General features: G+C 59.1%; 19 protein-coding genes. 10 read left to right on the top strand and 9 right to left on the bottom strand.

The window, feature by feature from the left end:
* Positions 1–295: 295 nt before the first annotated feature.
* Positions 296–1,063: an SDR family oxidoreductase gene (locus tag TU84_RS00620; protein WP_048366566.1), complete on the top strand. Its 768-nt coding sequence runs from the start codon at positions 296–298 to the stop codon at positions 1,061–1,063.
* A gap of 69 nt (positions 1,064–1,132) precedes the next feature.
* Complete coding sequence (locus TU84_RS00615; RefSeq protein WP_048366565.1) at positions 1,133–2,038, top strand: cation diffusion facilitator family transporter; 906 nt, start codon at positions 1,133–1,135, stop codon at positions 2,036–2,038.
* Positions 2,039–2,157: 119 nt separating this feature from the next.
* Here TU84_RS00615 and TU84_RS00610 read toward each other — a convergent pair whose 3' ends face one another.
* The 6 genes from TU84_RS00610 to TU84_RS00585 form a co-directional block, all read right to left on the bottom strand.
* A complete protein-coding gene (locus tag TU84_RS00610) occupies positions 2,158–3,291 on the bottom strand; it encodes an AGE family epimerase/isomerase (protein ID WP_048366564.1) in 1,134 nt (377 codons plus the stop codon).
* A gap of 134 nt (positions 3,292–3,425) precedes the next feature.
* On the bottom strand, positions 3,426–4,037 hold the full coding sequence (gene ureG / locus TU84_RS00605; RefSeq protein ID WP_048366563.1) for an urease accessory protein UreG: 612 nt from the start codon (positions 4,035–4,037) through the stop codon (positions 3,426–3,428).
* Positions 4,038–4,046: 9 nt separating this feature from the next.
* A complete protein-coding gene (locus TU84_RS00600) occupies positions 4,047–4,721 on the bottom strand; it encodes an urease accessory protein UreF (RefSeq protein ID WP_048366562.1) in 675 nt (224 codons plus the stop codon).
* On the bottom strand, positions 4,718–5,218 hold the full coding sequence (gene ureE, locus TU84_RS00595; protein WP_048366561.1) for an urease accessory protein UreE: 501 nt from the start codon (positions 5,216–5,218) through the stop codon (positions 4,718–4,720). The genes TU84_RS00600 and ureE overlap by 4 nt, the downstream gene beginning before the upstream one ends.
* A 159-nt stretch (positions 5,219–5,377) precedes the next feature.
* Complete coding sequence (locus tag TU84_RS00590) at positions 5,378–6,010, bottom strand: TetR family transcriptional regulator (RefSeq protein ID WP_048366560.1); 633 nt, start codon at positions 6,008–6,010, stop codon at positions 5,378–5,380.
* A 178-nt stretch (positions 6,011–6,188) separates the two neighbouring features.
* Entirely contained in the window at positions 6,189–6,461 is a 273-nt protein-coding gene (locus TU84_RS00585; protein ID WP_048366559.1) for a hypothetical protein, read from the bottom strand.
* A gap of 293 nt (positions 6,462–6,754) precedes the next feature.
* On the opposite strand from TU84_RS00585, the gene TU84_RS00580 reads away from it, so the two are divergent.
* On the top strand, positions 6,755–8,821 hold the full coding sequence (locus tag TU84_RS00580) for an AsmA family protein (protein WP_048366558.1): 2,067 nt from the start codon (positions 6,755–6,757) through the stop codon (positions 8,819–8,821).
* A 118-nt stretch (positions 8,822–8,939) separates the two neighbouring features.
* Here the strand turns inward: TU84_RS00580 and TU84_RS00575 are convergent, their stop codons facing one another.
* Both TU84_RS00575 and TU84_RS00570 read right to left on the bottom strand, forming a co-directional pair.
* Complete coding sequence (locus TU84_RS00575; RefSeq protein ID WP_048366557.1) at positions 8,940–9,470, bottom strand: ferritin-like domain-containing protein; 531 nt, start codon at positions 9,468–9,470, stop codon at positions 8,940–8,942.
* Positions 9,471–9,556: 86 nt separating this feature from the next.
* Positions 9,557–10,450, bottom strand: coding sequence for a DMT family transporter (locus tag TU84_RS00570; RefSeq protein ID WP_048366556.1), 894 nt, complete (start codon positions 10,448–10,450; stop codon positions 9,557–9,559).
* 97 nt (positions 10,451–10,547) lie between these two features.
* Here TU84_RS00570 and TU84_RS00565 point away from each other — a divergent pair, with 97 nt between their 5' ends.
* The 3 genes from TU84_RS00565 to TU84_RS00555 all read left to right on the top strand — a co-directional run bounded on the left by TU84_RS00565 (position 10,548) and on the right by TU84_RS00555 (position 12,912).
* The gene (locus TU84_RS00565) at positions 10,548–11,333 is read left to right on the top strand and encodes an AraC family transcriptional regulator (RefSeq protein WP_048366555.1); all 786 of its coding nucleotides are present in this window, start codon (positions 10,548–10,550) and stop codon (positions 11,331–11,333) included.
* A gap of 85 nt (positions 11,334–11,418) precedes the next feature.
* Positions 11,419–11,706 (top strand): PsiF family protein, encoded by a 288-nt coding sequence (locus tag TU84_RS00560; protein ID WP_048366554.1) that lies wholly within the window; start codon positions 11,419–11,421, stop codon positions 11,704–11,706.
* A gap of 195 nt (positions 11,707–11,901) precedes the next feature.
* Positions 11,902–12,912 (top strand): AI-2E family transporter, encoded by a 1,011-nt coding sequence (locus TU84_RS00555; protein WP_048366553.1) that lies wholly within the window; start codon positions 11,902–11,904, stop codon positions 12,910–12,912.
* An 88-nt stretch (positions 12,913–13,000) separates the two neighbouring features.
* Here the strand turns inward: TU84_RS00555 and TU84_RS00550 are convergent, their stop codons facing one another.
* The gene (locus TU84_RS00550) at positions 13,001–14,266 is read right to left on the bottom strand and encodes an Hsp70 family protein (RefSeq protein WP_048366552.1); all 1,266 of its coding nucleotides are present in this window, start codon (positions 14,264–14,266) and stop codon (positions 13,001–13,003) included.
* A gap of 279 nt (positions 14,267–14,545) precedes the next feature.
* Between TU84_RS00550 and cbpA the strand changes: the two genes are divergently transcribed.
* From cbpA to TU84_RS00530, 4 genes are all read left to right on the top strand, one after another.
* Entirely contained in the window at positions 14,546–15,457 is a 912-nt protein-coding gene (gene cbpA, locus TU84_RS00545) for a curved DNA-binding protein (protein WP_048366551.1), read from the top strand.
* Positions 15,458–15,459: 2 nt separating this feature from the next.
* Positions 15,460–15,765 carry a chaperone modulator CbpM gene (locus TU84_RS00540; RefSeq protein ID WP_048366550.1) on the top strand — a complete coding sequence of 102 codons (306 nt, stop codon included), beginning with the start codon at positions 15,460–15,462 and terminating at the stop codon, positions 15,763–15,765.
* 104 nt (positions 15,766–15,869) lie between these two features.
* Entirely contained in the window at positions 15,870–20,702 is a 4,833-nt protein-coding gene (locus TU84_RS00535) for an NEL-type E3 ubiquitin ligase domain-containing protein (protein ID WP_048366549.1), read from the top strand.
* Between the two features lie 142 nt (positions 20,703–20,844).
* A complete protein-coding gene (locus TU84_RS00530; protein WP_048366548.1) occupies positions 20,845–26,145 on the top strand; it encodes a dermonecrotic toxin domain-containing protein in 5,301 nt (1,766 codons plus the stop codon).
* Positions 26,146–26,150: the final 5 nt, after the last annotated feature.

The raw sequence follows: 26,150 nt of genomic DNA, 5'->3' as shown, positions 1-26,150 counted from the left end.
CTCTTTTGGGGCATTTGCATGCCGGGTGTGTGCAGGTCAAGTTAAAAACACTTCAAGCTGCGCTACAGGCCTTGTGCACAAAGGCTTTTGCGCCATTCGAGTTGCCCCCAAAGACTGTGGGCGGGCCTGTGGATAAGATGAGTGTAAACAGCGCTAGACCATACAGACCGTGGCCTGCAAAGGTTTGGTTGTTTTTTGTACAAATTCTCGGCCTTGCTGCTGACTCTTGAGCCGGGCATTCTGCTGTGGATCTTATTTCAACGGCGGCCCGAGCCCGCCAGCCAAGGAGAACACGATGACTTCCACGTTGTTTATTACCGGCGCTACCTCCGGATTTGGTGAGGCGTGTGCGCGCAAATTTGCCCAAGCCGGCTGGAAGCTGGTCCTGACTGGCCGCCGCGAAGAGCGCCTGAACGCGTTGTGCGAAGAACTGTCCCAGTACACCGAAGTGCATGGCCTGGTGGTGGATGTGCGTGATCGTGCCGCCATGGAGGATGCCATTGCCAACCTGCCGCCTTCGTTCAGCAAGCTGCGCGGACTTATCAACAACGCAGGTCTGGCCCTGGGCACAGACCCGGCGCCCAAGTGCGACCTCGACGATTGGGAAACCATGGTCGACACCAACATCAAGGGCCTGATCTACACCACCCGCCTGCTGCTGCCGCGCCTGATCGCCTACGGCCGGGGTGCCGGTATCGTCAACCTGGGTTCCGTGGCGGGCAGCTACCCGTACCCGGGCAGCCACGTGTACGGCGGCACCAAAGCGTTCGTGAAACAGTTCTCGCTGAACCTGCGCTGCGATTTGCAGGGCACCGGCGTTCGCGTCAGCAACGTTGAGCCAGGCCTGTGTGAAAGCGAGTTCTCGCTGGTGCGTTTTGCCGGTGACCAGGCGCGTTACGACGCGACCTACCAAGGGGCCGAGCCGATCCAGCCGCAAGACATTGCCGAGACGATTTTCTGGGTGCTCAACACCCCGGCGCACATCAATATCAACCGTCTGGAACTGATGCCGGTCACCCAGTCGTGGAGCGGTTTTGCCATCGAGCGCCGCGCCAAGGAGTAAACTGGCGCCTGCCAGCCTACCCGCGACCTCCCCAAGAGGTCGCATTCAACCGGGCTGAAAGGAGTTTGTGTGAGTAACCGTGGTGAGCAGCAACTGCTCAAACAATCAACCGTTCTAATGTTCGCGGTGGCCATTGCCGGCATCGTGACCGGCTTCGTTTCGGGGTCGCAATCCATCTTGTTCGATGGCTTTTTCTCGCTGATCGCGACCTTCATCAAAGTGCTGATGCTGATAACCGCGCAGCTGATCGCCAAAGAAAGTAACCAGCGTTTCCAGTTCGGCTTCTGGCACCTTGAACCCATGGTGTTGTTGATCGAAGGCAGCTTTTTGCTGTTGATCGCGATCTACGCCTTTCTCAACGGCGTGTTCGGCATCATCAATGGCGGGCGCGATATCGAGTTGGGGCTGGTGATCGTCTACGCCGCGGTATTTACCGTCGTCGAATTCGGCTACTACTTCTGGATCCGCCACAAAAACCGCACCCTCAAATCAACCTTGATCCAGTTCGACAACATCAGTTGGCTGGTCGACGCCATGTTGTCGGCGGGGCTGTTGATAAGTTTCGTCACCGCTTTGGTGCTCAAGCAGCAAGGTTATGCACAGTGGGCGGCGTACGTGGACCCGGCGATCTTGATCTTGCTGGCGCTCAGCATGCTCGCACCGGCGTTCAAAATCCTCCGGCCTGCCTTGCGCGACGTACTGGGCATCGCCCCGGACGCGCTGGATGACAAGGTGCGTGATGTGCTCGAAGCCGTCTCGGCGCGGCATGGTTTTGAAGGCTACAAAACCTATGTGCAAAAGCACGGGCGGGCGCGTTTTATCGAGATCCACATTGTGTTGCCGGCGGGTTATCCACTTGCCGGTGTGCAGACCCTGGATGCACTGCGTGAAGAAATCTCGGGCATGCTGGGCACGGCTGACAGTGCACGCTGGCTGACCATCAGCTTTACCGGGGATCGCAAGTGGATTGCGTAACCTGGGTTTGATGATCTTTTAATGTGGGAGCGGGCTTGCTCGCGATGAAATCAGCGTGGTCTGTCTGACAAACCGCGTCGTTCGCATCGCGAGCAAGCCCGCTCCCACAGGGTGAAGTGTCAGCTTATGTACTGCGCCAACCCGCTGTAGCAGGTGGCCAGGTGATACGGCGTGGTCGACGGCATGTCTTCGCGGCTGACGTTGCCCTGGCCGTCGCGGCACTCGTACCAGCCGCCTGTGTATAAAAAGCGCTGCTGCAATGCCAGCAATTGGCGCTGCACACGCTCGGCGCCCTCTGGGCGCAAGGTCAGGGCGCGCAAGTACTCGGCCTGAGCCCAGATGCGCTGGGTGCCATCACGCAGGGTTCCGTCCGGTGCCAGCATGCCGCACACCGCGCCGGTCTGCGGGTCTACGCCGACCTGCTCGGCAAAGCCAAACGCGCGGTCCAGCGAGCCATGCAGGGCGGTGCCGCGCAGCAGCGGCGACGAGGCCAGCAAGAACAACCATTCAAACTGATGCCCCGGCTCAAACCAGTTATCCACAGCACCGCGTGGCTTCTCCAGCATCACGTTATGCACAGGCTCGATAAAGTGCTGTTGCATGCCGTCGGTCAGTGCCAGCAGTGCGCTCTGTACCGTAGGGTCTTCGCGCACCGACAGCGTCGCCAAAAAGGCTTCGGCCAGGTGCATCAACGGGTTCTGCAACGGCCCGCTGCCCAGTGACGACCAGTCTTGCTCAAGGCTGGCTTCGTACAAACCGTTGCCCGTACTGAACTGCTCAAGCACCACTTGCAGGGCGGCATTGAGCACCGACTCCACCAGCGGCTCGCGCACTTTGGCCCAGTAATGGGCGCAGGCGAAGATGATGAAGGCGTGGGTGTACAGGTCTTTGCGTTGATCCAGCGGCGCGCCGTGGGGGTCGATGCTGTAGAACCAGCCGCCGTGTTCGGCATCGTGAAAGTGGCTCTGCAATGAACGGAACAGCGCCGCCGCGCGCTCGGCGGCGGCCGGAAACGCCGGGTCGTCGATCAGGCTGGCAAACACATACAACTGGCGTGCACAGGCCATGGCGCGATAGCGCTGGGGAGGCAGCGGTTGATGGGCGGGGCTGAGCGCCTCGTAAGGCAGTGCCAGTTCGGCGTTCCAGCCGGGGCCTTGCCACAGCGGCACGATGACCTGACGGAAATGTGCTTGCACGGCCGCAAAGGTTGCGGTCAGTTCTGGCGAAAAGGCGGAGTTGGCTACATCAGGCATCGGCGGACGTCGTCACGGCTGGGGCGTTTGCGCGACATGATACACCGTGATTCTGAACTCTGTAGGAGCGAGCTTGCCTCGCGATCTTTTCAACGATCAAAAGATCGCGAGGCAAGCTCGCTCCTACACAGGGTTTAAGGCACCAGCAGGCCCTGTTTCTCGATAAACGCCACGATGGTGTCCAGGCCGTGCCCGGTCTTCTGGTTGCTGAACACAAACGGCTTGCCGTTACGCATGCGCGTGGTGTCGCTGTTCATCAGCTCCAGCGACGCACCCACCAACGGCGCGAGGTCGATTTTGTTGATCACCAGCAAGTCAGACTTGCAGATCCCCGGCCCGCCCTTGCGCGGTAACTTGTCCCCGGCCGACACGTCGATCACGTAGATGGTCAGGTCCGACAGCTCCGGGCTGAAGGTGGCAGACAAGTTATCCCCACCCGATTCCACCAGAATCAGATCCAGCCCCGGAAAACGCCGGTTCAACTGGTCTACCGCTTCGAGGTTGATCGAGGCGTCTTCGCGGATGGCCGTGTGCGGGCAACCGCCGGTTTCGACACCGATGATGCGCTCAGGCGCCAACGCCTCGTTGCGTACCAGAAAATCAGCGTCTTCGCGGGTGTAAATGTCGTTGGTGACCACCGCCAGGTTGTATTTGTCGCGCAGGGCCAGGCACAGGGCCAGGGTCAGCGCCGTTTTGCCGGAGCCCACCGGGCCACCGATGCCGACACGCAAAGGGTGTGTGTTCATTACATTCTCCTAGGAACGAAACAGGCGGCTGTACTGGCGCTCGTGGGCCATGCTTGCCAAAGACAGGCCGAAAGCGGCGCTGCCCAAGTGGGATAAATCGAGAGAGCTGGCGTGCTGCTGGGCTTGCTGCAATGTCGGCGACAGCTCGCTGGTCATGCGCTGAGCCGCTTGCTGGCCCAGCGGCAAGGTTTTCATCAGCACCGCCAATTGGTTTTCCAGCCAGCTCCACAGCCAGGCGGCGAGGGCGTCTTGTGGGCTGATGCCCCAGGCGCGCGCGGCCAATGCCCAGCCAAGGGCCAGATGCGGCTCGTGTTGTTGTGCGAGAAACAGCCGGGCTGGGTCGTCCAGTTCGGGCAAACCGTTGAGCAATTGCTGCAACGAGTAGCCCATTTGCCGGCTTTCCTGGTGCAGCTCGCGGGTTTCACGGCTGGCGCGGTGCTCGTCGCAAAAACGCTGCAAGGCGCTCCAGTCCTGGTCGGCGGCGGCCTGACAATGGGCCAGCAACAGCGGCGCTTCAAAGCGCGCAAGGTTGAGCAGCAACTGATCGCGGATCCACCGTGCCGCCGTGATCGGGTCGTTGACGCGGCCATCGTCTACGGCCATTTCCAGCCCTTGGGAATAGCTGTAGCCGCCAATCGGCAACTGCGGGCTGGCCAGGCGCAATAGCGCCCATGCCGGATTCACAAACGCACACCAAACTGATGCAGGCGCGGCGCGTAGTTGAAGTCTTCTTCGCCCGCCCGTGAATGGTGATGCCCGCCGCCGTAGGCGCCATGTTCTGGCTGGAACGGTGCTTCAATAGATTCGGTGGTCGCGCCCAGTTGATCGAGCATGGCCTTGAGCACGTAATCGTCGAGCAGGCGCAGCCAGCCATCACCCACTTGCAAGGCCACGTGGCGGTTGCCCAGGTGATACGCGGCGCGGGTCAGTTCAAAGGCGTTGGGGCAGGTGACGTGCAGCAGTTTTTCGGGGCTGGCGCACACGCGCACGATGCGCCCGTCCTGCGCTTGCAGAAAGTCACCGTCACGCAGCGGCGGCTGGCCGCGCTCAAGGAACAGGCCAACGTCTTCGCCTTCATGGCTAAAGCAGCGCAGGCGACTTTTGCTGCGGGCTTCGAAATTCAAATGAAGCTCGGCGCTCCACACGGGGTGGGTTTCGACTTTGCGATGAATCACCAACATTGGAAGGCTTCCTGCAATTAACAATAGAACAGGCACAGCAAGGTGCTTGCCAACCTGGGGCAGGCGGCAAACTGTAGGCCCAAACACAGTGCAGAAAGATGAAGATGTGCTAAAAAAGTGCGGATAAGCAGGCGGTGCGCACCAATTGAGTGCGCGCGGTTATTCGGTGCTGCCCAGCCCTTGCCAATGCTTGAGCCCGATAAAGATAAAGCGCAGTTGCTGGCTGATTTTGGCTTGCGGCTGCAAGTAATCGGGCAGCGCCTCGGCCGGAGGGTCGATGATGTCTGGCAAGGCGGCGAACACGCTTTTCACCACCAGATCGGCAATCACCGTCAGCGCCGCGTGGTTCAAGTGCTGTAACTTGGGCTTGGAACCGAGGTCGGTCGCCAGGTCCGACGTGATGTCTTCACGCAGCGCGCCAATGGCCTGGCGAACCGGCTGTGAGCCGCCGTACTGCTCGCGGGCCAGGAACAAAAACTGTGAGCGGTTGGCCTCTACGACATCCAGAAAGATGCGCACCGAAGCGTTGATCACGCCGCCCATAAACAGCTCGTTATGGCGCACCAGGCGGATTGTTTCACGAAAGGTCTGGCCCACTTCACTGACCAGCGCCAGGCCCAGTTGGTCCATGTCGCTGAAGTGGCGATAAAAGCCGGTAGGCACGATGCCCGCAGTTTTAGCGACTTCGCGCAGGCTCAAGCTACCAAAGCCGCGACCCGATTCCATCAAGTGGCGGGCAGCATCCATCAGCGCGAGGCGGGTTTGTTGCTTCTGTTCGGCGCGAGGCAGCATTGGGGCGGATGTTCCAGACAAGTACAGCCGGGCACTCTAGCAAATCGGCTTTGAAGGCAGTAGTGATGACATGCACAAACCCAGTGGGAGCGGGCTTGCTCGCGAGGGCGGCGTTGCGGTTTATCGGGGCATCGACGTTGACGCTATCGCGAGCAAGCCCGCTCCCACACGGTCATGCTCAGCTCGCACGCTGATTGCGCTCGGCCAGACGGTCCGCGCCGCCTTCAGCGACAAAGGTGCTGCCTTTGGTGCGATCGTAGCCATCTTCGGCCACGCGTTTTTGTTGGTCCAGGGTGCGTTGTGCGCCATCTTCAGCAAGCTGATTGAGCGGCTGGCTGACGCTGCTGGAGGCCGGTTGGGCCATTGGGGTTGGCTCTTCGTCAGCGGGCATGGCGAACGCATTAAAGGCCAGCAGTGAAAGAGAAAGGCTAAACAAGACAGGGCGTTTCATGGTGTGTGCTCCGTAGCAGTGCAACTCAGGGTTGATGGAGGCAATGCTACGCTTGCAGGCTCGATATCAAAGTTCATACGGCCAATGGTGATAATCGACACAATTGATATTCCCGCGAGAAGGCCTCTAGCCTGCGCAGTTGAGGGCACACAGATGCACGCTCACACTGCCTGTGCAGGCGATGTCGGGGTTTTTTTCCGCGAAAATACCCCTTGGATTAAACCTTGGGCCGTCTTTGCCAGTCGTACCTTCATAGTCACCAGGACGTTGAGTCGTCATAAAGGAGCCGCACCATGACGCGCACCCGTAAAACCCTTGCCTGGATAGGCGGTATTGTTGTCCTGCTGGTGGTCGTATTGGTGGTGATCATTTCTACCTTCGACTGGAACCGCCTCAAGCCGACCATTAACGCCAAAGTGTCCGAGGTGCTGCATCGCCCGTTTGCCATTAACGGCAACCTGGCCGTGCGCTGGCTGCGCGAAGACGGCCAGGGCGGCTGGCGTGCCTGGGTGCCGTGGCCGCATGTGATTGCCGAAGACCTGACCCTGGGCAACCCCGACTGGTCAAAAACCCCCGAAATGGCCAGCCTCAAGCGGGTTGAACTGCGCCTGTCACCGCTGGCACTGTTGAGCCAGACCGTGGCCATCCCGCGTATTGACCTGAAGGAGCCCAAAGCCAAACTCGAACGCCTGGCCGATGGCCGGGCAAACTGGACCTTCACGTTCGACGCCGCCGACCCCGACGCCGAGCCCTCCAACTGGAAAGTGGACATTGGCGCAATCGGCTTTGATAAAGGCCAGGTGTCGCTGAACGACCAAACCCTGAAAACCCGGCTCGACGTGCTGATCGACTCGCTGGGCAAACCGATCCCGTTTAGCGAGATCGTCGGCGAAAAAGAAGCGAAAAAGAGTCAAGACAAGGGCGCCGTGCCGCAAGACTACGCCTTTGCCCTGAAGGTCAACGGCGAGTACCACGGCCAGAAACTCCACGGCACCGGCAAAATCGGTGGCCTGTTGGCGTTGCGTGACACCAACCAGCCGTTCCCGCTGCAAGCGCAAGTGAGCATTGCCGACACCAAAGTTGCCCTGGCAGGCACCCTGACCGACCCGCTGGATCTGGGGGCGCTGGACCTGCGCCTGAAGCTGGCAGGCAGCAGCCTGAGCAACTTGTACCCGCTTACCGGCGTGACCTTGCCCGACTCGCCGCCGTACTCCACCGACGGCCATCTCACCGCCAAGCTGCGTGAGGCCAATGGCGCGACGTTCGCGTACGACAACTTCAACGGCAAGATCGGCAGCAGCGACATTCATGGTGACCTGAGCTTTGTGGCGAGCAAGCCACGGCCCAAACTCACCGGCAAACTGGTCTCCAACCAACTGCTGATGGTCGACCTGGCGCCGCTGATCGGTGCGGACTCCAACGACAAACAAAAGGCCCGCGGCGGCGAGAGCAAGCAGCCTGCGGACAAAGTGCTGCCGGTCGAAGAGTTCCGCACCGAGCGCTGGCGCGACATGGACGCCGATGTCGAATTCACCGGCAAGCGGATTGTCCAGAGTGCCGACCTGCCGTTCACCGACCTGTACACCCACGTGGTGCTCACTGACGGTGTGCTGAAGCTGGAGCCGCTGCGTTTCGGCGTGGCCGGCGGCAAGCTGGATGCGCAAATCAACCTCAACGGCCGCGACACCCCGTTGCAAGGCCGGGCCAAGCTGACGGCGCGCAACTTCAAGCTCAAACAGCTGTTCCCGACCTTTGAGCCGATGAAAACCAGTTTTGGTGAACTGAACGGCGATGCCTCGATTTCCGGCACCGGCAACTCGGTCGCTCGCTTGCTGGGTACGGCCAATGGCAATTTGAAAATGCTGATCAATGACGGCGCCATCAGTCGCAGCCTCATGGAAATCGCCGGATTGAACGTCGGCAATTACGTGGTGGGCAAAATCTTTGGCGACAAGGACGTGAAGATCAATTGCGCGGCGGCTGATTTCGGGATCAAGGATGGCCTGGCCACGTCCCGGTTGTTCGTGTTCGACACCCAGAACGCAATCATCTACATCGACGGCACGGCCAACTTCGCCACCGAACGGCTGGACCTCAAGATCACCCCGGAATCCAAGGGCTTCCGGGTGTTCTCGTTGCGCTCACCGTTGTACGTGCGCGGCACCTTTGCACACCCGGATGCCGGGGTAGAGGCAGTGCCTTTGCTGTTGCGCGGTGCGGGGATGGTGGCGTTGGGCGTGATTGCCGGCCCGGCGGCGGGGCTGCTGGCGCTGGTCGCCCCGAGCGGTGACGTCCCTAACCAATGCGCGCCGCTGCTGCAACAAATGCAGCAGGGCAAAGTGCCGAAAACGGTGAAGTAAGCGACCCTCAGACAGCACTGTGGGAGCGGGCTTGCTCGCGATGGGGTCGATGCGGTGTCACTTAATCACCGTGTCGATGCCATCGCGAGCAAGCCCGCTCCCACCAGTTGGGTGATGCTTACAGGTCTTGCAGAATATCCGCCATGTCGTCGGCGTGTTCTTCCTCTTGCGCCAGGATGTCTTCAAAGATCCGGCGTGTGGTCGGGTCTTTGTCGCCGATGTACTGGATGATTTCACGGTAGCTGTCGACCGCAATCCGTTCAGCGACCAAGTCCTCGTAGACCATTTCTTTCAGGGTCTTGCCCGCCACGTACTGCGCATGTGCGTTTTTGGATAGCAGGTCCGGGTTGAACTCCGGCTCGCCGCCCAGTTGCACAATGCGCTCGGCCAGTTTGTCGGCGTGTTCCATTTCCTGGTTGGCGTGCTCCAGAAACTCGTCGGCAGCCACGCTGGCCTTGAGCCCGTTGGCCATGAAGTAGTGGCGTTTGTAACGCAGCACGCACACCAGTTCAGTGGCCAGGGATTCGTTGAGCAGCCGCAGGATTTCTTCGCGGTTGGCGTGGTAGCCCTCGGTGACGGCACCGTCTTCGACATTTTTGCGAGCGCGGTCGCGCAGGGTGTTTTTATCGGTCAGATGGATCTCGGTCATTTCTATCTCCTCACTAATCCGGTGGCCGCTTCGCTCTGTTGGCGAGGTCGGTTCGTTAGTTGTGAGTTCAGCGCGCCGAGAAAGTTTTATCTATTTTCGACCGGTCTGGATTTACCCAGCGGTGTCGTCCAGCGCTCAGACAAAATCACCCCGCCCAGGGTCAACGCGCCGCCGATCAGGTGGAAGATATGCAGTTGCTCCTTGAGCACGACCGCCGCAATCAGCGCCGTAATCAGAGGCAGCAAGTTGAAAAACAGCGACGTGCGGCTCGGGCCGAGGGTAGCCACGGCCTTCATCCAGGCCAACGGCGCGAGCATCGAGGCGAGGATGCAGGCGTACATCACCAGGCCGATGTTGTGCACGCTGGGGCCCATTTTGGGCGACAGCAGGTACATCGGAAACAACACCACAATGGCCACCAGCACTTGCAGGTAGAGCATCTGCAACGGCGGCAGGCGCAACTGCCACTTTTTCAGCAGGGTGCTGTAAATCGCATACGCCAGGGTGGCGACCAGCATCATCGCGTCGCCCAGGTTCAGGCCGTGGGCGAGCAACACGCTCAAACTGCCGCTCGACACCACCACCAACACCCCGACAAACGACAGGACGGCACCCACCAGCGCGCCACGGGTCAGGCGCTGGCCCAGGCTGATGATCGACATGGTCAGCACCATCAGCGGCATCAACGAGAGGATGATGCCCATGTTGGTGGCCGAGGTGAGTGCGGCGGCGAAGTACGCCAGGCTCTGGTAAACCGCCATGCCGAGCACGCCGAGGATAAAAATCTTGCCCAGGTTGGGGCGGATCACCGACCAGTTGGCGATTACCGGCTTGAGCATGAACGGGGTAAAGAGCAGCCCGGCCAGCAACCAGCGGTAAAAGCCGATCTCGGACGGGAAGATCGCCCCGACGGCCAATTTGTTGACGACGGTATTGCCAGCCCAGATCAAAATGGCCAGCAGCGGGAAAGCGTATTGCATCAGAAACAACCACAGGGTGAGTAAGCGGCAATTATCCGCTTGTCTGTCTGCACGCCTATACTGCGATTCAGCCAACCTCCGCTTGAATCCAGACAGCATGCGCAAAAAATTGATTTGTGTTCCCGAGTTCGAGCAACTGCCCGCGCCGGTGTACTTTCGGTATGCCGAGTTTGATGCCGACAGCCATTCCACACCCCACCTGCACAGTTGGGGGTCGCTGGGTTATGTGTCCAACGGCGTCATGCGCTATGAGGTCGGCGGGCGACGCTTTATGTCGCCGCCCCAATACGCACTGTGGGTGCCGCCCAATACCGAGCATAGTTCCTACAACTCCCATGCGATTGTTTACCGCTCGGTGTATCTGGATGCCGTGCTGTGCGAACAATTGCCGCGCGAGCCGGTGACGCTGGCCATCAGCGATATCCTCAAAAGCATCCTTAGCGACTTTGCCCGCCGCGACATTCACATCCCGCAGACCGAAGCGGATATCCGCCTGGCCCAGGTGTTGGTCGACCAACTGCAACAAGCCCCGGTGCACCAGTGTTATCTGCCCTATGCCAGCCATCCGGGGTTACAACGGGTGCTCGAAGCCTTGCAGGCCCAGCCCGGCGATAATCGGCCGCTGGGCGAATGGGCAGAGCAGGCGCATGTTAGCGAACGCACCCTGGCGCGCTTGTTTGTGCGTGAACTGGCCATGAGCTTTGGGGAGTGGCGCCAGCGCCTGCGTTTTCTGGCCGCGATTGAGGCGCTGGAATCTACCCGCAGCGTGCAAGACGTCGGATTTGACCTGGGTTACAGCACGTCTTCGGCGTTTATCGCGATGTTTCAGCGCCAGGCCGGGTGCTCGCCAGAGCAGTATCGACGGCAGTTACGACCGCGTTAAACACGTCGTCGGTAGCTGTAACAGAGTTTGTCTACACTGTGATGAACGTCGCTGCCACCCGGTGCGGCCATAAGGAGAAAACTCCATGAAGATGCTGCGTGTTCCTCTGCTGCTGATGGGTTTACTGCTGTGTTCGCACAGTTTTGCTGACACCGCTCAACAAAACAAAATGACCACCTGCAACGCTGACGCCAGCGCCAAAGCCCTCAAGGGCGATGAGCGCAAAGCGTTTATGAGCAACTGCCTCAAGGCCACTCCGGCGGCCACTACCCCGCAAGAGCGCATGAAAAACTGCAACGCCACCGCCACCACCCAAGCCCTCAAGGGCGATGCGCGCAAAGCCTTTATGAGTGACTGTCTGAAGAAAAAATAATTGGCATCTTGTGGGAGCGGGCTTGCTCGCGATTGGGACGGCGCAGTGTTACTGAAAGAACGTAGCGTTTGTATCGCGAGCAAGCCCGCTCCCACAGGGAACAACAGCAAGTTTCCGTCAGTCACATTTTGTAGTGATCCCCGCTGAAGGCTGGCAGACTGCCCATCCTTTTTGCGCTGCTTGTTTTGAGGCTGTATGCCATCGTTTTCTCAGCGTCACATTTTGTTCGCCAGTTACATCATCATCGCTGGCAGTCTGTTACTGGTCTTTCCGTTGCGCCTGTTGCCCAGCCTGCTCGCGGGTTTGCTGGTGTTCGAGTTGGTCAACATGCTCACCCCGCAACTGCAACGCCTGATCGCCGGGCGCCGTGCGCGCTGGCTGGCGGTGGCCTTGCTGGGCACGCTGGTGGTCAGCTTTTTGGCGTTGATCTTTGCCGGTGCCATCAGCTTTTTGCTGCATGAAGCGGAAAACCCCGGCGCCTCGCTGAACAAATTCATGGTGGTGGTCGACCGGGCACGCGGGCAATTGCCGCCGTTTCTGGACGGTTATCTACCTGCCAGCGCGGCAGAATTTCGGGTCGCCATTGGCGACTGGATGAACAAACACCTGAGCGAACTGCAACTGGTGGGCAAAGACGCGGCGCACATGTTTGTGACCTTGCTGATCGGTATGGTGCTGGGGGCGATCATGGCGTTGCAGCGCATCCCCGATGTCAGCCGCCGCAAGCCACTGGCAGCCGCACTGTTCGACCGTCTGCACCTGCTGGTGCAAGCGTTTCGCAATATCGTTTTTGCACAGATCAAAATCGCCTTGCTCAACACGGTGTTTACCGGGATTTTCTTGGCGCTGGTATTGCCGATGTTTGGCGTCCACCTGCCGCTGACCAAAACCCTGATCGTGCTGACCTTTTTGCTGGGCTTGTTGCCTGTGATCGGCAACCTGATCTCCAATACCCTGATCACCATCGTCGGCTTGTCGCTGTCGATCTGGGTGGCGGTGGGCGCGTTGGCGTACCTGATTGTTATCCACAAGCTGGAATACTTTTTGAACGCCAAAATCGTCGGCGGGCAGATCAGTGCCAAATCGTGGGAGCTGTTGCTGGCGATGCTGGTGTTTGAAGCCGCCTTCGGCCTGCCCGGCGTGGTGGCCGGGCCGATCTACTACGCGTATTTGAAGAGCGAGCTCAAGCAGATGGAGCTTGTCTGAATCTGTGTAGGAGCGAGCTTGTCTCGCGATCTTTTGATCTTTGAACAGATCGCGAGGCAAGCTCGCTCCTACAGTTTTGAAGGCTCAATTAGCCGTAACGCTTTTTAGCCTCAATCGCCAAACCGCTGCCGATGCTGCCGAAGATGTTGCCTTCTACATGGCGTGCATTGGGCAGCATGGCCGAGACGCTCTGGCGCAAGGCCGGAATGCCGCTCGAACCACCGGTGAAGAACACGGTGTTCACTTGCTCAACTCCCACACCGGCATTGCTCAGCAATTGCGTCACGCTGTTGCGGATGCGTTCGAGCTGGTTGTCGATGGCGGCTTCGAACAGCGCCCGGCTCAGGTCTACGCTCAGACCGGCTTCGACGCGGTCCAGCGGCACATGGCGGCTGTCGCTGTGGGTCAGTTCGATTTTGGTTTCTTCGATTTCCATCGCCAACCAGTGGCCCGCGCGCTGTTCGATCAACTTGAACAGGCGGTCGATGCCGCCGGTGTCTTCGATGTCGTAACGCATGCTGCCCAGCGCCAGCTGGGATTTTTGCGAGTACACCGTGTTGATGGTGTGCCAGGTCGCCAGGTTCATGTGGTGGCTGGTGGGCATGTAGGCGCCGCTTTTCATGCGGCTGCCGTAGCCGAACAACGGCATCACGCCTTGCAGGCTCAGCTGTTTATCAAAGTCGGTACCGCCCACGTGCACACCGCCGGTGGCCAGAATGTCGTCGTGGCGGTTGTCCAGGCCGCGACGCTCGGGTGACAGGCGCACCAGCGAGAAGTCAGAAGTACCGCCGCCGATGTCGACGATGAGCACCAGCTCTTCGCGCTCGATGGTCGACTCGTAGTCGAAAGCGGCCGCAATCGGTTCGTACTGGAACGAGACTTCCTTGAAACCGATGGCCCGGGCGACGTCGGCCAGGGTGTTTTCGGCTTCCTGGTCGGCCAGCGGGTCTTCATCGACGAAGTACACCGGGCGACCCAGCACCACCTCTTCAAACTCCCGACCGGCGGCAGTTTCGGCGCGCTTTTTAAGCTGGCCGATAAACAGCCCCAGCAGGTCCTTGAACGGCATGGCCGTGCCCAGCACGCTGGTGTCGTGCTTGATCAGCTTGGAACCCAGCAGGCTTTTGAGCGAGCGCATCAGGCGGCCTTCGTAGCCTTCCAGGTACTCATGCAGCGCCAGACGGCCATACACCGGGCGGCGTTCTTCAATATTGAAGAACACCACTGAGGGCAGGGTGATCTTGTCGTCCTCCAGCGCAATGAGGGTTTCCACGCCGGGGCGCAGCCAGCCGACAGTGGAGTTGGAGGTGCCGAAGTCGATGCCGCAGGCACGGGCTGGAGAGGCGCTTTTCATGTCTTTCAAGTTCCGGTTAAAAAACGGCCGCGCAGTGTATGCCAGTCGCTCAAAGAATCGAAGCGCGACGAATCGTTAATTCGCAGGTTTTAATCCACTTGAAAGACTATCCTTCACCCCCAAACTCTCAGACATTGGCGTGGTAGCCATTGGGCTGCCGATAAACTTTTGCTGCGCTGTCCAGTCACAAGATTGAGACCGGTCAATAGACAGACCGGTCGACCAGAGCATTCTGGGGCATTGTGCGGCGCGATTTTGATAACGGATGGTGAGCCTTACATGGACTTCAAAGACTATTACAAGATCCTGGGTGTCGAGCCCACGGCTGACGACAAGGCGATCAAGACCGCCTATCGCAAGCTGGCGCGCAAATATCACCCGGATGTGAGCAAGGAAAAAGACGCCGAGGAGAAATTCAAGGACGTCAATGAGGCGTATGAAGCGCTGAAAAGCGCCGATAAACGCGCCGAATACGATGAAATGCGTAAATACGGCCAGCATGGCCAACCGTTCCAGGGGCCGCCGGGCTGGCAAGGCCACGCGGGCGGTGGCTTCGAGGATCAAGGCGATTTTTCAGACTTCTTCAGCTCGATCTTCGGATCGCGCGGCGGCGGCTTTGGTGGGCAATCTGGCCGCAGTGCGGGCCGTCGTGGGCAGGATGTTGAAATGGAATTGCCGATTTTCCTTGAAGAAACCCTGTCCGGCGAATCGAAGCCCATCAGCTTCCAGATCGGCGGCGTGAGCAAGACCCTCAACGTTAAAATCCCGGCCGGTGTGACCGACGGCGAGCGCATTCGCCTTAAAGGCCAGGGCGGCCCGGGTGTGGGCGGCGGGGCCAATGGTGATCTATACCTGATCATTCGTTTTGCGCCGCACCCCAAGTTCGACGTAGAAGGCCACGACCTGGTCATCACCGTGCCGGTGGCACCGTGGGAAGCCGCGTTGGGCACCAAGGTGCAAGTGCCGACCTTGACCAGCAAGCTGAACCTGACCGTTCGTCCGGACAGCCAGTGCGGTCAACGTTTGCGCATCAAGGGCCACGGCCTGGCAGACAAAAAAGGCCTGCGCGGCGATTTGTACGCCCAATTGAAAGTGGTCATGCCTAAAGAAAGTGATGAGGCGGCCAAAGCCCTGTGGCAAGAACTCGCTGAAAAAGCAGCATTCGACCCGAGAGCCCAATGGAGTAATTGATCATGAGCAGCACCCTGATCGTTCAGCTGGACATGGAAAGGTTCTGCGAAGAGGCCAATATCCCGGCCACTTACGTGATAGAGATTGTCGAACACGGAATTATCGAACCTCAGGGCCGCACGCCGGACGTGTGGCGTTTTGCCGACTATGAGCTGTCTATTGCAAGGCGTGCGGCCAAGCTGCACCAGGACCTGGAGATTGAGTGGGAAGGGGTGGCGCTGGCGCTGGAACTCATTGATGAAGTGCAGCAGTTGCGCGTCGAGAACCAGCGGCTCAAGCATCGGCTGGCGCGTTTTGCGGTGGATTGATCGCACCGGGCTCCACGCTCTGTCGCCGGGAATAGATAAGTACCGCTAGCACCGGCAAGCGGCTCGTTAACGTGATGACCTGTCCCCTCTTTCAGGTCATCACGATGATAGTTCCCTCCACGCCGCCTGCCGGCGGCACGCTGCCCGACCACGATCAGGCGCTGACGGCTGTTGATGAGTTTTCGGCGCTGGCCAAAGAGCGCATGCCGGGCTGGTTGTTGTCAGCCGACAACGAACTCAAGCCCAAGGTCATTCAGGCCCTGCTCAATCATCACCGTGATGAAGCAGCGCTGGCCACGCGGATCAAGGCCATCACGTCCCCTGTGGCGTTTGCCCGGCCTCTGCTGATCAAGGCACTCACAGCTTTGCGGCTTACCGGGTTTGATGTCGATCGCAACGTTTTGGTGCGCATCAAGCGCCTGTCGCTTAACCCCTTGGGCGATGCGATTAAAGACCCTGTGCAGTTCTTGTTGCCCAGGTCATTGATTCCGATCGTCAACACAACGCATATGACGTTGCTTGAAGCGGCGTTGCAGAACGTGTCGAGTGCCGAACTGAGTGCTGAGCCGGGCGGTGAGGCGTTTATTCTGGAGCGCAGCGACAGCCAGGCGCGCTCGCCATTGAACCCGTTGCAATTTGCCAACCTGTGCCGGTCCCTGAACCTGGGCGAGCAGTACCAGCGTTATCTGAAAACCGTGTTCCCTGCTGTGGAAACCACGGGGGCTGATTTGCTCCCCGGCAGTATTGCCCCCGAGTTTATTGCCCATGAAAAAAGCCGCCTCGCATGGCTGAGCTACAAGGCGTTCCTGGGCAACGCTATCAGTCGGGCGGGTCACACCCTGTTGCAGCAGTGGCTGGGGGGCGAGGCCCAACTGCGTTGGGGCGTGAGGGAGGTGCGGGTGTGCAGCCTCAGCCTGTTGTCGATCAAACTCGCCAGTGGCAGCTACGGCCCGTGCCCGTTGTACGGTGCCTTGCTGTTTATCGGCAAGGCCAGGGCGGGCGAAACTGCGCTGCCCTGCATGGTGTACATGCCTCACGACAAAGAGCGGCCACTGTTTGAATACCCTTCACTGGAGCACTTCAATAAGCAGTTGGCCCTTCGCCTGCGTGAAACAGGCCCGCGCATGGCGCTTAAAAAGACGGTGGAGTTGCGTTATCAGTCGGCATTGATGACGCAGTTGCAGCGTGCGTTGCGTTTCAAAGGGCTCACGACATCCGGCGTGCCGGTTAATGAATGGCATCGTGCGCCTCAATTGAACATTGCCCTGCGCGATACCGGTGAGCCGCCCTGGTTTGCCTTGTACCGCCAGTATTCGACCTTGACCCTGAACAACGCCCGCGCTCTGGTTGTGCCCACCGATCATGAAGCTGCAGAGTCCTTTGCCCAGCGCGTCGCCTCTTTGTTTGAAAGCGGTCAACCCGTGTTCAACCTGGCGGCTTTTTTTGTGCCGGGGCTGGGTGAAATGCTGATGCTGGCCACGGCGGTGCAATTACTGTCCGAGCTCTATACCGGGGTGGAGGACTGGAGCCATGGTGAGATCAAAGAGGCGATTGCGCACTTTGGTTCCGTGGCGCAAAACCTGTTGGTGATGGGCGTTGGGGCACGTGCCAGTTCGGCATGGGCTTCGCTCAAGCCGCCACTGAACCATCCCGCGCTGTTGAACAAGATGGCGCCAGTTCTCGAGGCGAACGGAGATAAAAAGCTGTTCAAGGTCGACCTCACGCCCTACCGCAGCAAGGTCATGATTGACCCGCATCTGGAGCCTGATGCCCGAGGCATTTACCGCGTTGATGAGCGTCAGTACGTGTACATCCAGGGGCATGCGTATGAAGTTCGTTTCGACGTTGGCAAGCAGCGCTGGCAGGTGCAGCACCCCTTTCGCGCCGACACTTACACCCCGACCCTCGAACATAACGAACACGGAGCCTGGCAGTTGGCGCTGGAGCGACCGGCCGAGTGGAACACTGCGCAGGCGTTGCACAGGGCATGGCCTTATAAATACCCGCTAAGCGAAGCAAAAATCGAGCAGGTCAGCCGCATCGTTAGTCCCCATGAGCGTGCGCTTCGCTGGAGCCACGTCCAGCGAGAACGCCCGCCAGGTCTGGTACTCGATACCCTCAAGCGCTTCAAGATGGCAGAGGAAACCGAGCAATTGATCGCCCGGCTGCAAGCCCCGCAAACAGTGCGCTGGGAAGACAGCCCGGACATTCTGCACCTGATGCTTAAACTGCCCGGCTGGCCAGCAGGGCGCGGCGTTCAATTACTGGACGCCGAGGGCAAGGTGCTGTCCTATGTATCGCTGAACGGGCGTAGTGCCCAGGACTTGCGCATCGTCAGCGCAGACCTTGCGCGTGACGGCCTGTTCAAAACCATCGCCTCCCTGATCCCCCAGGCCGATGCCACGGCGTTGCTCGGGGCCGCAGCGGTCACGCCCGAACAGCGCACCACTGCGTTGACCGAGCGCGTCGCATCCTTCGCGAAAACGCAGAAACAGGCCTTGTTCAACCTGCGTTATGCGCGCAGCGAACATTTTTCTGATGGCTTGATGGCGACTATTCACCAGCAATACCCGAGCTTGCCCACCCGTGTGGTCAGTGAAGTGATTGAGCGGGCGAGCGTTAGCGAAATCAAGAGCTTTGACGCTCTGCGAAAAGTGCCCCTGCGCCTGGCCGAAGAGCTGCGTTTGTATGCCCATGAGGTGAAAACCGCCCGGGCGCTGGAAGGCTGTTTTCTGGACGTAGCAGACCCGACACTCAGTCTTAAGCTGATCACGGCGTTTTTTGCGCAGACGGAGCGGGGCAGACACTATCTGGACAAAGACCCCGTACTGTATCGGCGGCGAACCGACCCGACGTTGACTGCTTTGCAGGCACAGCATGCCTTGGGCTTGATGAAGGGGGACCGGGGCTTGCGCAATGATTTCGCGCAGCATGTACACAACCACCCTGAGCAAACGCGCACTGCGTTGGGCTTACAGCCAATCAAACCCTGGTTCAAGTCACCCATGCGCCTTGCCAATGGGCGGCTGGGTTATCCGTTGAGCGGGGAGCGCGGCACAGCGCGCACGGGGCTACTGGTTCGTCGCGTACAAGACCTTTATCCGACATACACCCGTGAGCAATGCCTGGAACTGGTCAGCGCCCTGGAAACCCGCAAGGTGTGGCCAGAGGCCGAACTGGCGCGGCTTCAACTGGAGCAGGAAGCCCTGGATGATGCTTTGCGCACATGGTGCAGCGTGCCGCTGCCCGAGCATTCTGTTGCCGCGCGCCGGGATGTCTTGCCGGGCACCATCAAGCGCGCCGTCAGCCATGCAATTCGACGTGCCTGGCGCCGGGAAAGCTACGTGCAGGAAGGTTCGGGCGGCATGCCGGGCTACCTTGAGGCCGGGCGACTGTCGCCTGCAGATTTACCTGACATGCGCGGCTACATGCTTGACCTGAGCGGTATGCCTGCCGGTGACTTGCCCAAGCTTGTCGGTGACTTCAGCCATATCTCGGTGCTGGTCATGGATGACATGGCCTTGACCCGCGTGCCTGAGCAATTTTTGCAGAGTTTCCCTCAGGTGCGCTGGCTGTCGATGCAACACAACCAGCTTAAAAGCGTGCCGTTGGCGCTCACTGAAATGAAACGCCTGCAAAAGCTCGACCTGAGCCATAACGCCATCGAGTTGACCGCCGAGGGGGTCAAGACATTGGCTGAGCGGGTGAACATCAAGGAGCTGGACCTGTCCGACAACCCATTGGGCTTGCCGTTGGATGTCAGCGGCCTTGAGCAGTTGCGATACCTCAACCTACGCCGTACACACGCGACAGAGTGGCCGGTGGGGGTTGAGACAGTGCTCACCCTCAGGAGCCTGGATTTGCGCGATAACGCTATCGGCGTGATCCCCGATGCGGCGCTCAGCAGCCCGTCACACCTGGGCGAGGTGACCTACCTGCATGGCAACCCGCTGGTCCCCGCATCGCAAGAGCGACTGGATCTGTATGTCAGACGCACCGGTATCAGCATGGGCGACACCTCGGCGCGCGTCCCCCACAGCGTGACCGATCAACCCCAGCATGCCTGGTTATTAAGCGGTGTTGATGACAGCGCTGCCAGGCGTACAGCGATCTGGAAGAACCTTGAGCAGGACCCGTTCGCTGAAGACTTGCGCGGGTTTTTGGGCGGGCTGCGCGACAGTTCCGAATACGTCAATGAGCGTACGCGCGCGGCATTTGCCAAACGCGCCTGTGCTGTCTTGCAAGCACTGGGGGAGAGCAACGAGTTGCGAGAGACGCTGATCGCGCGTATCCGCATAGGGTCAACCAGTGCGGAGTCGAGTGCGTTGACCTTCAGTGACTTTGAGCTATTGACATCGGTTGCGCAGGCGAAGGCTGCGGCCGATCAGTCGGGCAATGAGCATGCGCTGTTGCGCTTGGCGCGCAGTGTATTTCGCCTGGATCAGGTGGAAGGCTGGGCCCAGCATTTGCAAAATGAACGGTTGGCTTACCGCTTTTTGGACGGCATGGGGGCCCAAGATGTCGTGCAATTGCAAGACCTGCGTCTGGTATTGCGCATCGCGCTGGCCAAGCTCCTGCAATTACCGGCGCAACCCAGTGCCGAGGCGTTTGAGAGCTTGCCTTCTGTCCCGGCATCGGGGCTGGAGAGCATACGCCGGGCAGTGTTGCGCGACGAAGCCTCGGGTAGCCAATTACTGGACTTCATCGCCAGTCGGGACTTCTGGGTGACGTTCTTGAAAAGCAAATACCGCGACCGGTTTACCCAAGTGCGCAATACGTACATCAGCCAGTGCGATCAATTGGAATTTGGCGAGCGCGCACTCTCCGATGAGCTCTTCCAAAGCAGCCAGGAAGTGATCAGGTCAGCCCATAACGCGGCACAAAGAGAGTTGCTCAAAGAACTGACCCGCCAGGAAATGGCAGACCATCCGTTTTAACGCGTAACACGTGTCTCGAACCCAAGGCGCGCACTGACCCGCGCTTTTGGTTTTTTACTCGCCAGTCCATATATAGATAGCCCTTGAACGCCGCTGCCACTGGATAACCTGATGACTCATTCCATTCATCCAGGTAATCCCGATGCCCGATTCTCCAATACCCCAGCCTTCTGGTAATCCGCCTGTCGCTGTCAAAGGCAAGCACGATGAGTTCATCAAAAAATCTATCCCAGACCACCTGATTACCCTCTCACCCGCTCGACGCAAGGCGCTCAAAGGTGCCAATCCCGAAGCGGTGCAGTGGTACTCGACGGTGACTGCCGAACAGCGAGTCGAGCTGCAAAAATTGGTCGTGGCCCGGATCAAGGCGCAGGGCAAGCTCGACAAAACCATGGGCAAGATCCTGCCCCTCACAGATTTTGCCAGGCCGCTGCTTGAGGCCGCGTTGAAAGACATCGGTCATACGATGGACGTTAACGAGGTGTATCTACGGCTTTACAGCACTGTTGAGAATGACGATTTCGGCGTTTCCGAGGCCTTTGGCGTTCGCACGATGTCATTGCTGCAGGCCGCGCTGCACAACTTCGAAGAGATCGAAACCGGCGACGGGCATTTCACCGATGACTCCGGCTTCATCTCGCGACCCGATGAGCAAGGGCATTTCAAACCGTATGTCACGCTCCTCTCGATTCAGGCGTTTGTTCAGCTGTGCCGATCCCTGGATCTGGGCACGTTGTACCAGACCTACTTGAAGACTTTTCTTGATTCAAAAAGCGAGATTTATCAGTCCCTGCTGCAATCGCACTTTATGGATCACCATAAATCGGCGCTGATGGCCGATGCCTATGTGGCCATGCTCAAGGGCGATATCACCGTTGAGCATTTCAAGATGCTGTTGGTGGTCATATCGGGACCTCAGCCGGCGAGGATCGAAGGGAAGCAGGTCTGGTACCGATCTGTCCGTTTGTGGGATATGACCCTCAGGGGCTGTGTGGTGTTTGAGCCGCGGATCAAATTCTTTCCCGCGTCGTGGATCATCGTCTGGATCCCTGGTGACCCGTATCATCCGCTCAAGTACTACTCCTCACATGATGCCTTTCAGGCCGACTTGACGAAAAAACTGACGCCCGAACGCCTGACAGTACCCAGAAGCTCTGAACTCACGGCTTATCAGCGGTTTCTGAGCCAGTTCATCGACCAGAACAAGCATCCGGAGTATTACAACCGCCTGACCGGGCCGTTGACCCACGCACCCGTGCAGCCCTTGGCGCTGCCTGGCGGCAGGGTGACGGAGGACGGTCGCTGGCCCCATTGGGCCAACTCGCCAGTGGACCTGCATACATACACGTCGCACATGCCGCCAGGCGGCGCGGGGACGGGGTCGAGTATCAGGGACAAGTCGCCAGTGGATCTGCCTGACTACACGGCACGGGTACTGTTGGCTGTGCCCCCGGTTTACGTCGGCGTGGTACCGCTGAACCCTCGCGATGAGTGGTACCAGCCGGATCTGTGGCAACACTTATTGGAGGTCATGATCAAGAAAAGCCTCGCGGATGGGCGATGCCTGGCGATTTCCACTGAAGATGCGGATACCGCCTACCTGATTCGGCGCACGTCGCACTACTTCAACTTGTTTACGCTGGTGCTCAATACGGTGTCATTCGTCGTGCCGGAGCTGGGGCTGGTCATGCTGTCGGCCATGGCCGTTCAACTGTTGCACGAAACCATAGAGGGCATCGTTGATTGGTCTGCGGGGGATGTACGGTCCGCCTGGGCGCACTTCTCGGATGTCATTGAAAATCTCGCTATTGCTGCTGCGGGAGCTGTGGTTGCCCATTTCACGGTGAGCCCGGTCATTCAGAAACTCAAAACCATCACGTTGCTCAACGGCAAGACGCGCCTGTGGAAACCCGAGCTTGCACCCTATGAGCGCTCACAAGGTGTCCCGTCGAGTTCGCGGGCCAATGAAGCAGGTCTGCACGTGGTCGGGGAGCAAGAGGTCCTGCCCCACGAAGGCAAACACTATGAACTCAACACGGACCCCGTCACCGGTGAGTACCGGACTCAGCACCCCACGCGCAGCGACGCGTATCAACCGGTGTTCCGGCACAACGGCGAGGGTGTCTGGGTACATGAAACCGAGCAGCCCCTGACCTGGAGTGACGAGACCCTCAGGCAGCGCCTGGGCACTGTGACAGAGGGGTTCAGCGACGCTGAATTCAGGCAGGCGCTGCGCATTAGCGATGTGTCCTTTGATGATCTGCGGCGTATGTACGTCGACAACGAGCCCATTCCCGCCGCGCTCAAAGACACGCTCAAACGCTATGCCGCCAACTCCAAGGCTCGCGGTGTCGGCCCGCACATCCTGGCCGGGCGAATGCCGCGCGAGACGTGCACCTTTGCCGTGACCTTTACCCTCGAATTACCACGCTGGCCACAGAACGTCGCGTTTGAGGTGTATGAGGCCGCGAGCCCGCTCACGACCGCCAAACGGTTTGGCAATGCTCAGGCCACCGGGGCAGACGTCATAAAAATCAGCGACGTTGAGCTGATGAGCGGAAAGTTGCCCGAACGCGTGGTCGACCGCTTCTCGCGCTCCGAACTTGAGCAGTTGCTGGGCGAATCGGTGCCTTTTGAGGAGCAGGAGCGTGTTCAGATGCTCAGGGAAAAACTGGCCACGCACGCCTCAGATAACGCCGGGCGTTTGTTTGAGAGCATCTTCAATGATGTTATCCCTGTGAATGACCCCGATGCCGCAGCGCTGGGGTTGATTCAGAGGGCTTACCCGCGGTTGACCACGACGCGCATTCGCGGCTTGCTGGCTGACGCGTCACCGGCTGAAAAAGCGGTGTTACAGCAAGGCAAAATCCCGATGAAGCTCGGACTCAATGCCTTGCATGTTCAGCGCGCGATGCGCATTGAGCAGGCGTATCTGGGGCTTTACCTGGATGAGATGGTCAGCGCCGATACTGAGATTTTGGTGATGAACTCTTTGGAGGCACTGCCCGGCTGGAAAGATGACTTGCGCCTTGAGGTGCGTGATGGCAACCGCGACGGCACGTTGCGAAGCCAGTACGGCGCCGAAAACGCCAGCCAGCGAAAAGTGTTGGTCAGGGATGCCGATGGCCGTTACGAGACATTCGACTCACAGGGGCAGTCTTTGCACGGGCAGGATGATTTTATTGCCAGCTTGCAGTACGCGTTGCCGGATGCGCACCGCACCTCAATTGGTTTGCCGCATACCGGTCAGGGCGAAGCGCTAAAAGTGTTATTGCGCGAACATGCCATTACACGATCGCGCTTGCGCCAATTGCTGAAAATACCGCCCGACGAGTTACCGTTTTTCAAGTCGCCGGTTCGTCTGTCGCCCAAGCGTTCAGGCTACCCGTTGAGTGGTCGGGGTGTTGGCGAGGCAGCGGCCCACCTCAAGCTTCAGGCGCTTAAAGAGCGCTTCAGGGCGCTGTACCCGGAGAAGACCGTGCAGCACCGCTGGGACCCGGCCAGCCCTGACATTTACACCGACTTCCTGGAGTTCCAGCGTGTGCACGGGGAGGCCACCGAAGAGAAAATCAGCCTGCTTGAGCAGGAGTTCCGGCAGATGGATGCCAGCCTGAATCAATGGATCCGTTCACCGATCAACGATCAGCCACTGCCGCCACGGTTGACACGGGAACAGGGTCAGGTAATTCGTCTCCGTCAGCACATCCACAAGACACTCACTGCTGTTTGGCAGAAGGCCACTCATCTGGCGGTACGTGAAGCGGGCCGCGAGTTGGGGTTCAGCATCAATTTTGAAGACGTGCCAGGGCTGGGTGAGGTACTCGGCACGCTGCCACCGCTGGAGGCCAACTTTGATCATGTCCGGGATATCAATCTCAATGGGACCGGTGTGACCGATTCGATCGATGGTTTTCTGTCAAATTTTGAGCGCATACGCTCGTTGCAAGCTGATAAAAATCGACTGACGCGTCTACCTGAGGCGTTGGGCTCCATGCGCAACCTGGCGTTTCTGGTCCTGACTGAAGGCACTGTACACCTGACAGAGAGCGGCATCGCCGCCTTGAGGGAATTGACCCTGCTGGAACGTTTGGGGCTTTCGCTTAATCCGTTAGGGTTAGCTCCGGACATCAGCCGCATGCCTGCCCTGGAGGTTCTCGAGCTTTCTCAATGCGAGCAGCGCAACTGGCCGACCGGGTTGTTTGATCAGCCACGGCCCGAGACATTCAGCTTGAACCTTACCGCCAACGAGCTGACTGATATTCCCGATGTTGAGCCGGGTTCTGATCAGGCCAGAACATTGGCCAGAACCCGGTTGAGCCGCCATCGAGTTTCAGATGCCGTGCTGGAGAAATACAACGCCTACAAAACCTCTGTCGGCATAGACCCCGAACGCATCAACCCACCTTCAGGCGTGCAGGGGCGACGCCAATGGACCCGCGGGCCGGGTGTCAAAGACAAGGCTGAGAAGCAGGCGCTTTGGGACCGTTTAGAACAGGCTCACGGCTCGGAACCGTTTTTCAATGAGCTGGCCCGGCAAGGGGATGACCTGCGCAACAGGCCTGATGACTTTAAGCTCAACATGCAAACCCGGGTCTGGCAAATGCTCGAAGTCATGGATGAAAGCGTGGCCGTGCGCGAAAAGCTGTTCACTATGGCCAATGCGCCTATTACCTGTACGGACGCCGGGCTGCAGGTGTTTAACGCCATGGGGGTCGAAGTGTTGCTGTATGAGGCATTGCGCCTGGAACCCATCGATCTGGCCCTGAGCAAGCTCGAACTGTTTAATCTGGCGCGTGGTCGGGCTCGTCTGGATCAACTGAGCCGGATTGCCCGGGCGCGAGTGCGTGAGTTAGTGGCGCAAGGTCGCCCATTTCCAAAATACGATGCGCAGGACCTTGTTATTCCCCAGTTTGATGCTCAAGGCAATCGGTTGAAAACGATCGACGAGGTGGAGATCCATCTCGCCTACACCACCTTGCTGGCCAAGCGTCTGGACCTGCCTTGGCAGTTGGAAATGTTCTTCGCCGAGCCCGACGTGACCCCCGCCATGCTTGACGCTGCGTACAGCCAAGTGCTGGCGCTGGAAGAGGGGGAGGGGCTGCGTAATCAGATAATTAAAATCCCGTTCTGGCGCGAGTTTATCGAGCGTACCAACAGCGCCCGATTCGCGGCGCTGGATGAAAAGGCTTTGGCTCTGTTTGAATACCAAAGTGATCAAAAGACCCTGGGGCTCACTGATCCATTGCCGGCGCTGGCACAACGTGCGTTGCGAAAATCCATCGATGCTGCGGCCCGTCATTTGGGCATTCCACCCGCTGATGTTGTTTATGGTCGTGCCATGACCGACCTTGAATACGACGCCATGCCCCAGTCATTTCTGGACCAGAAAGACGCCTTAATGAAGTCACTGACCGATCAGGTCGCAGGCCGTAAAGCCACCTGAGCCTT

The sequence above is a fragment of the Pseudomonas helleri genome (assembly GCF_001043025.1).
In the GTDB taxonomy this organism is placed as follows: Bacteria; Pseudomonadota; Gammaproteobacteria; order Pseudomonadales; family Pseudomonadaceae; genus Aquipseudomonas; species Aquipseudomonas helleri.
This window is presented reverse-complemented; position numbering and strand designations above follow the sequence as displayed.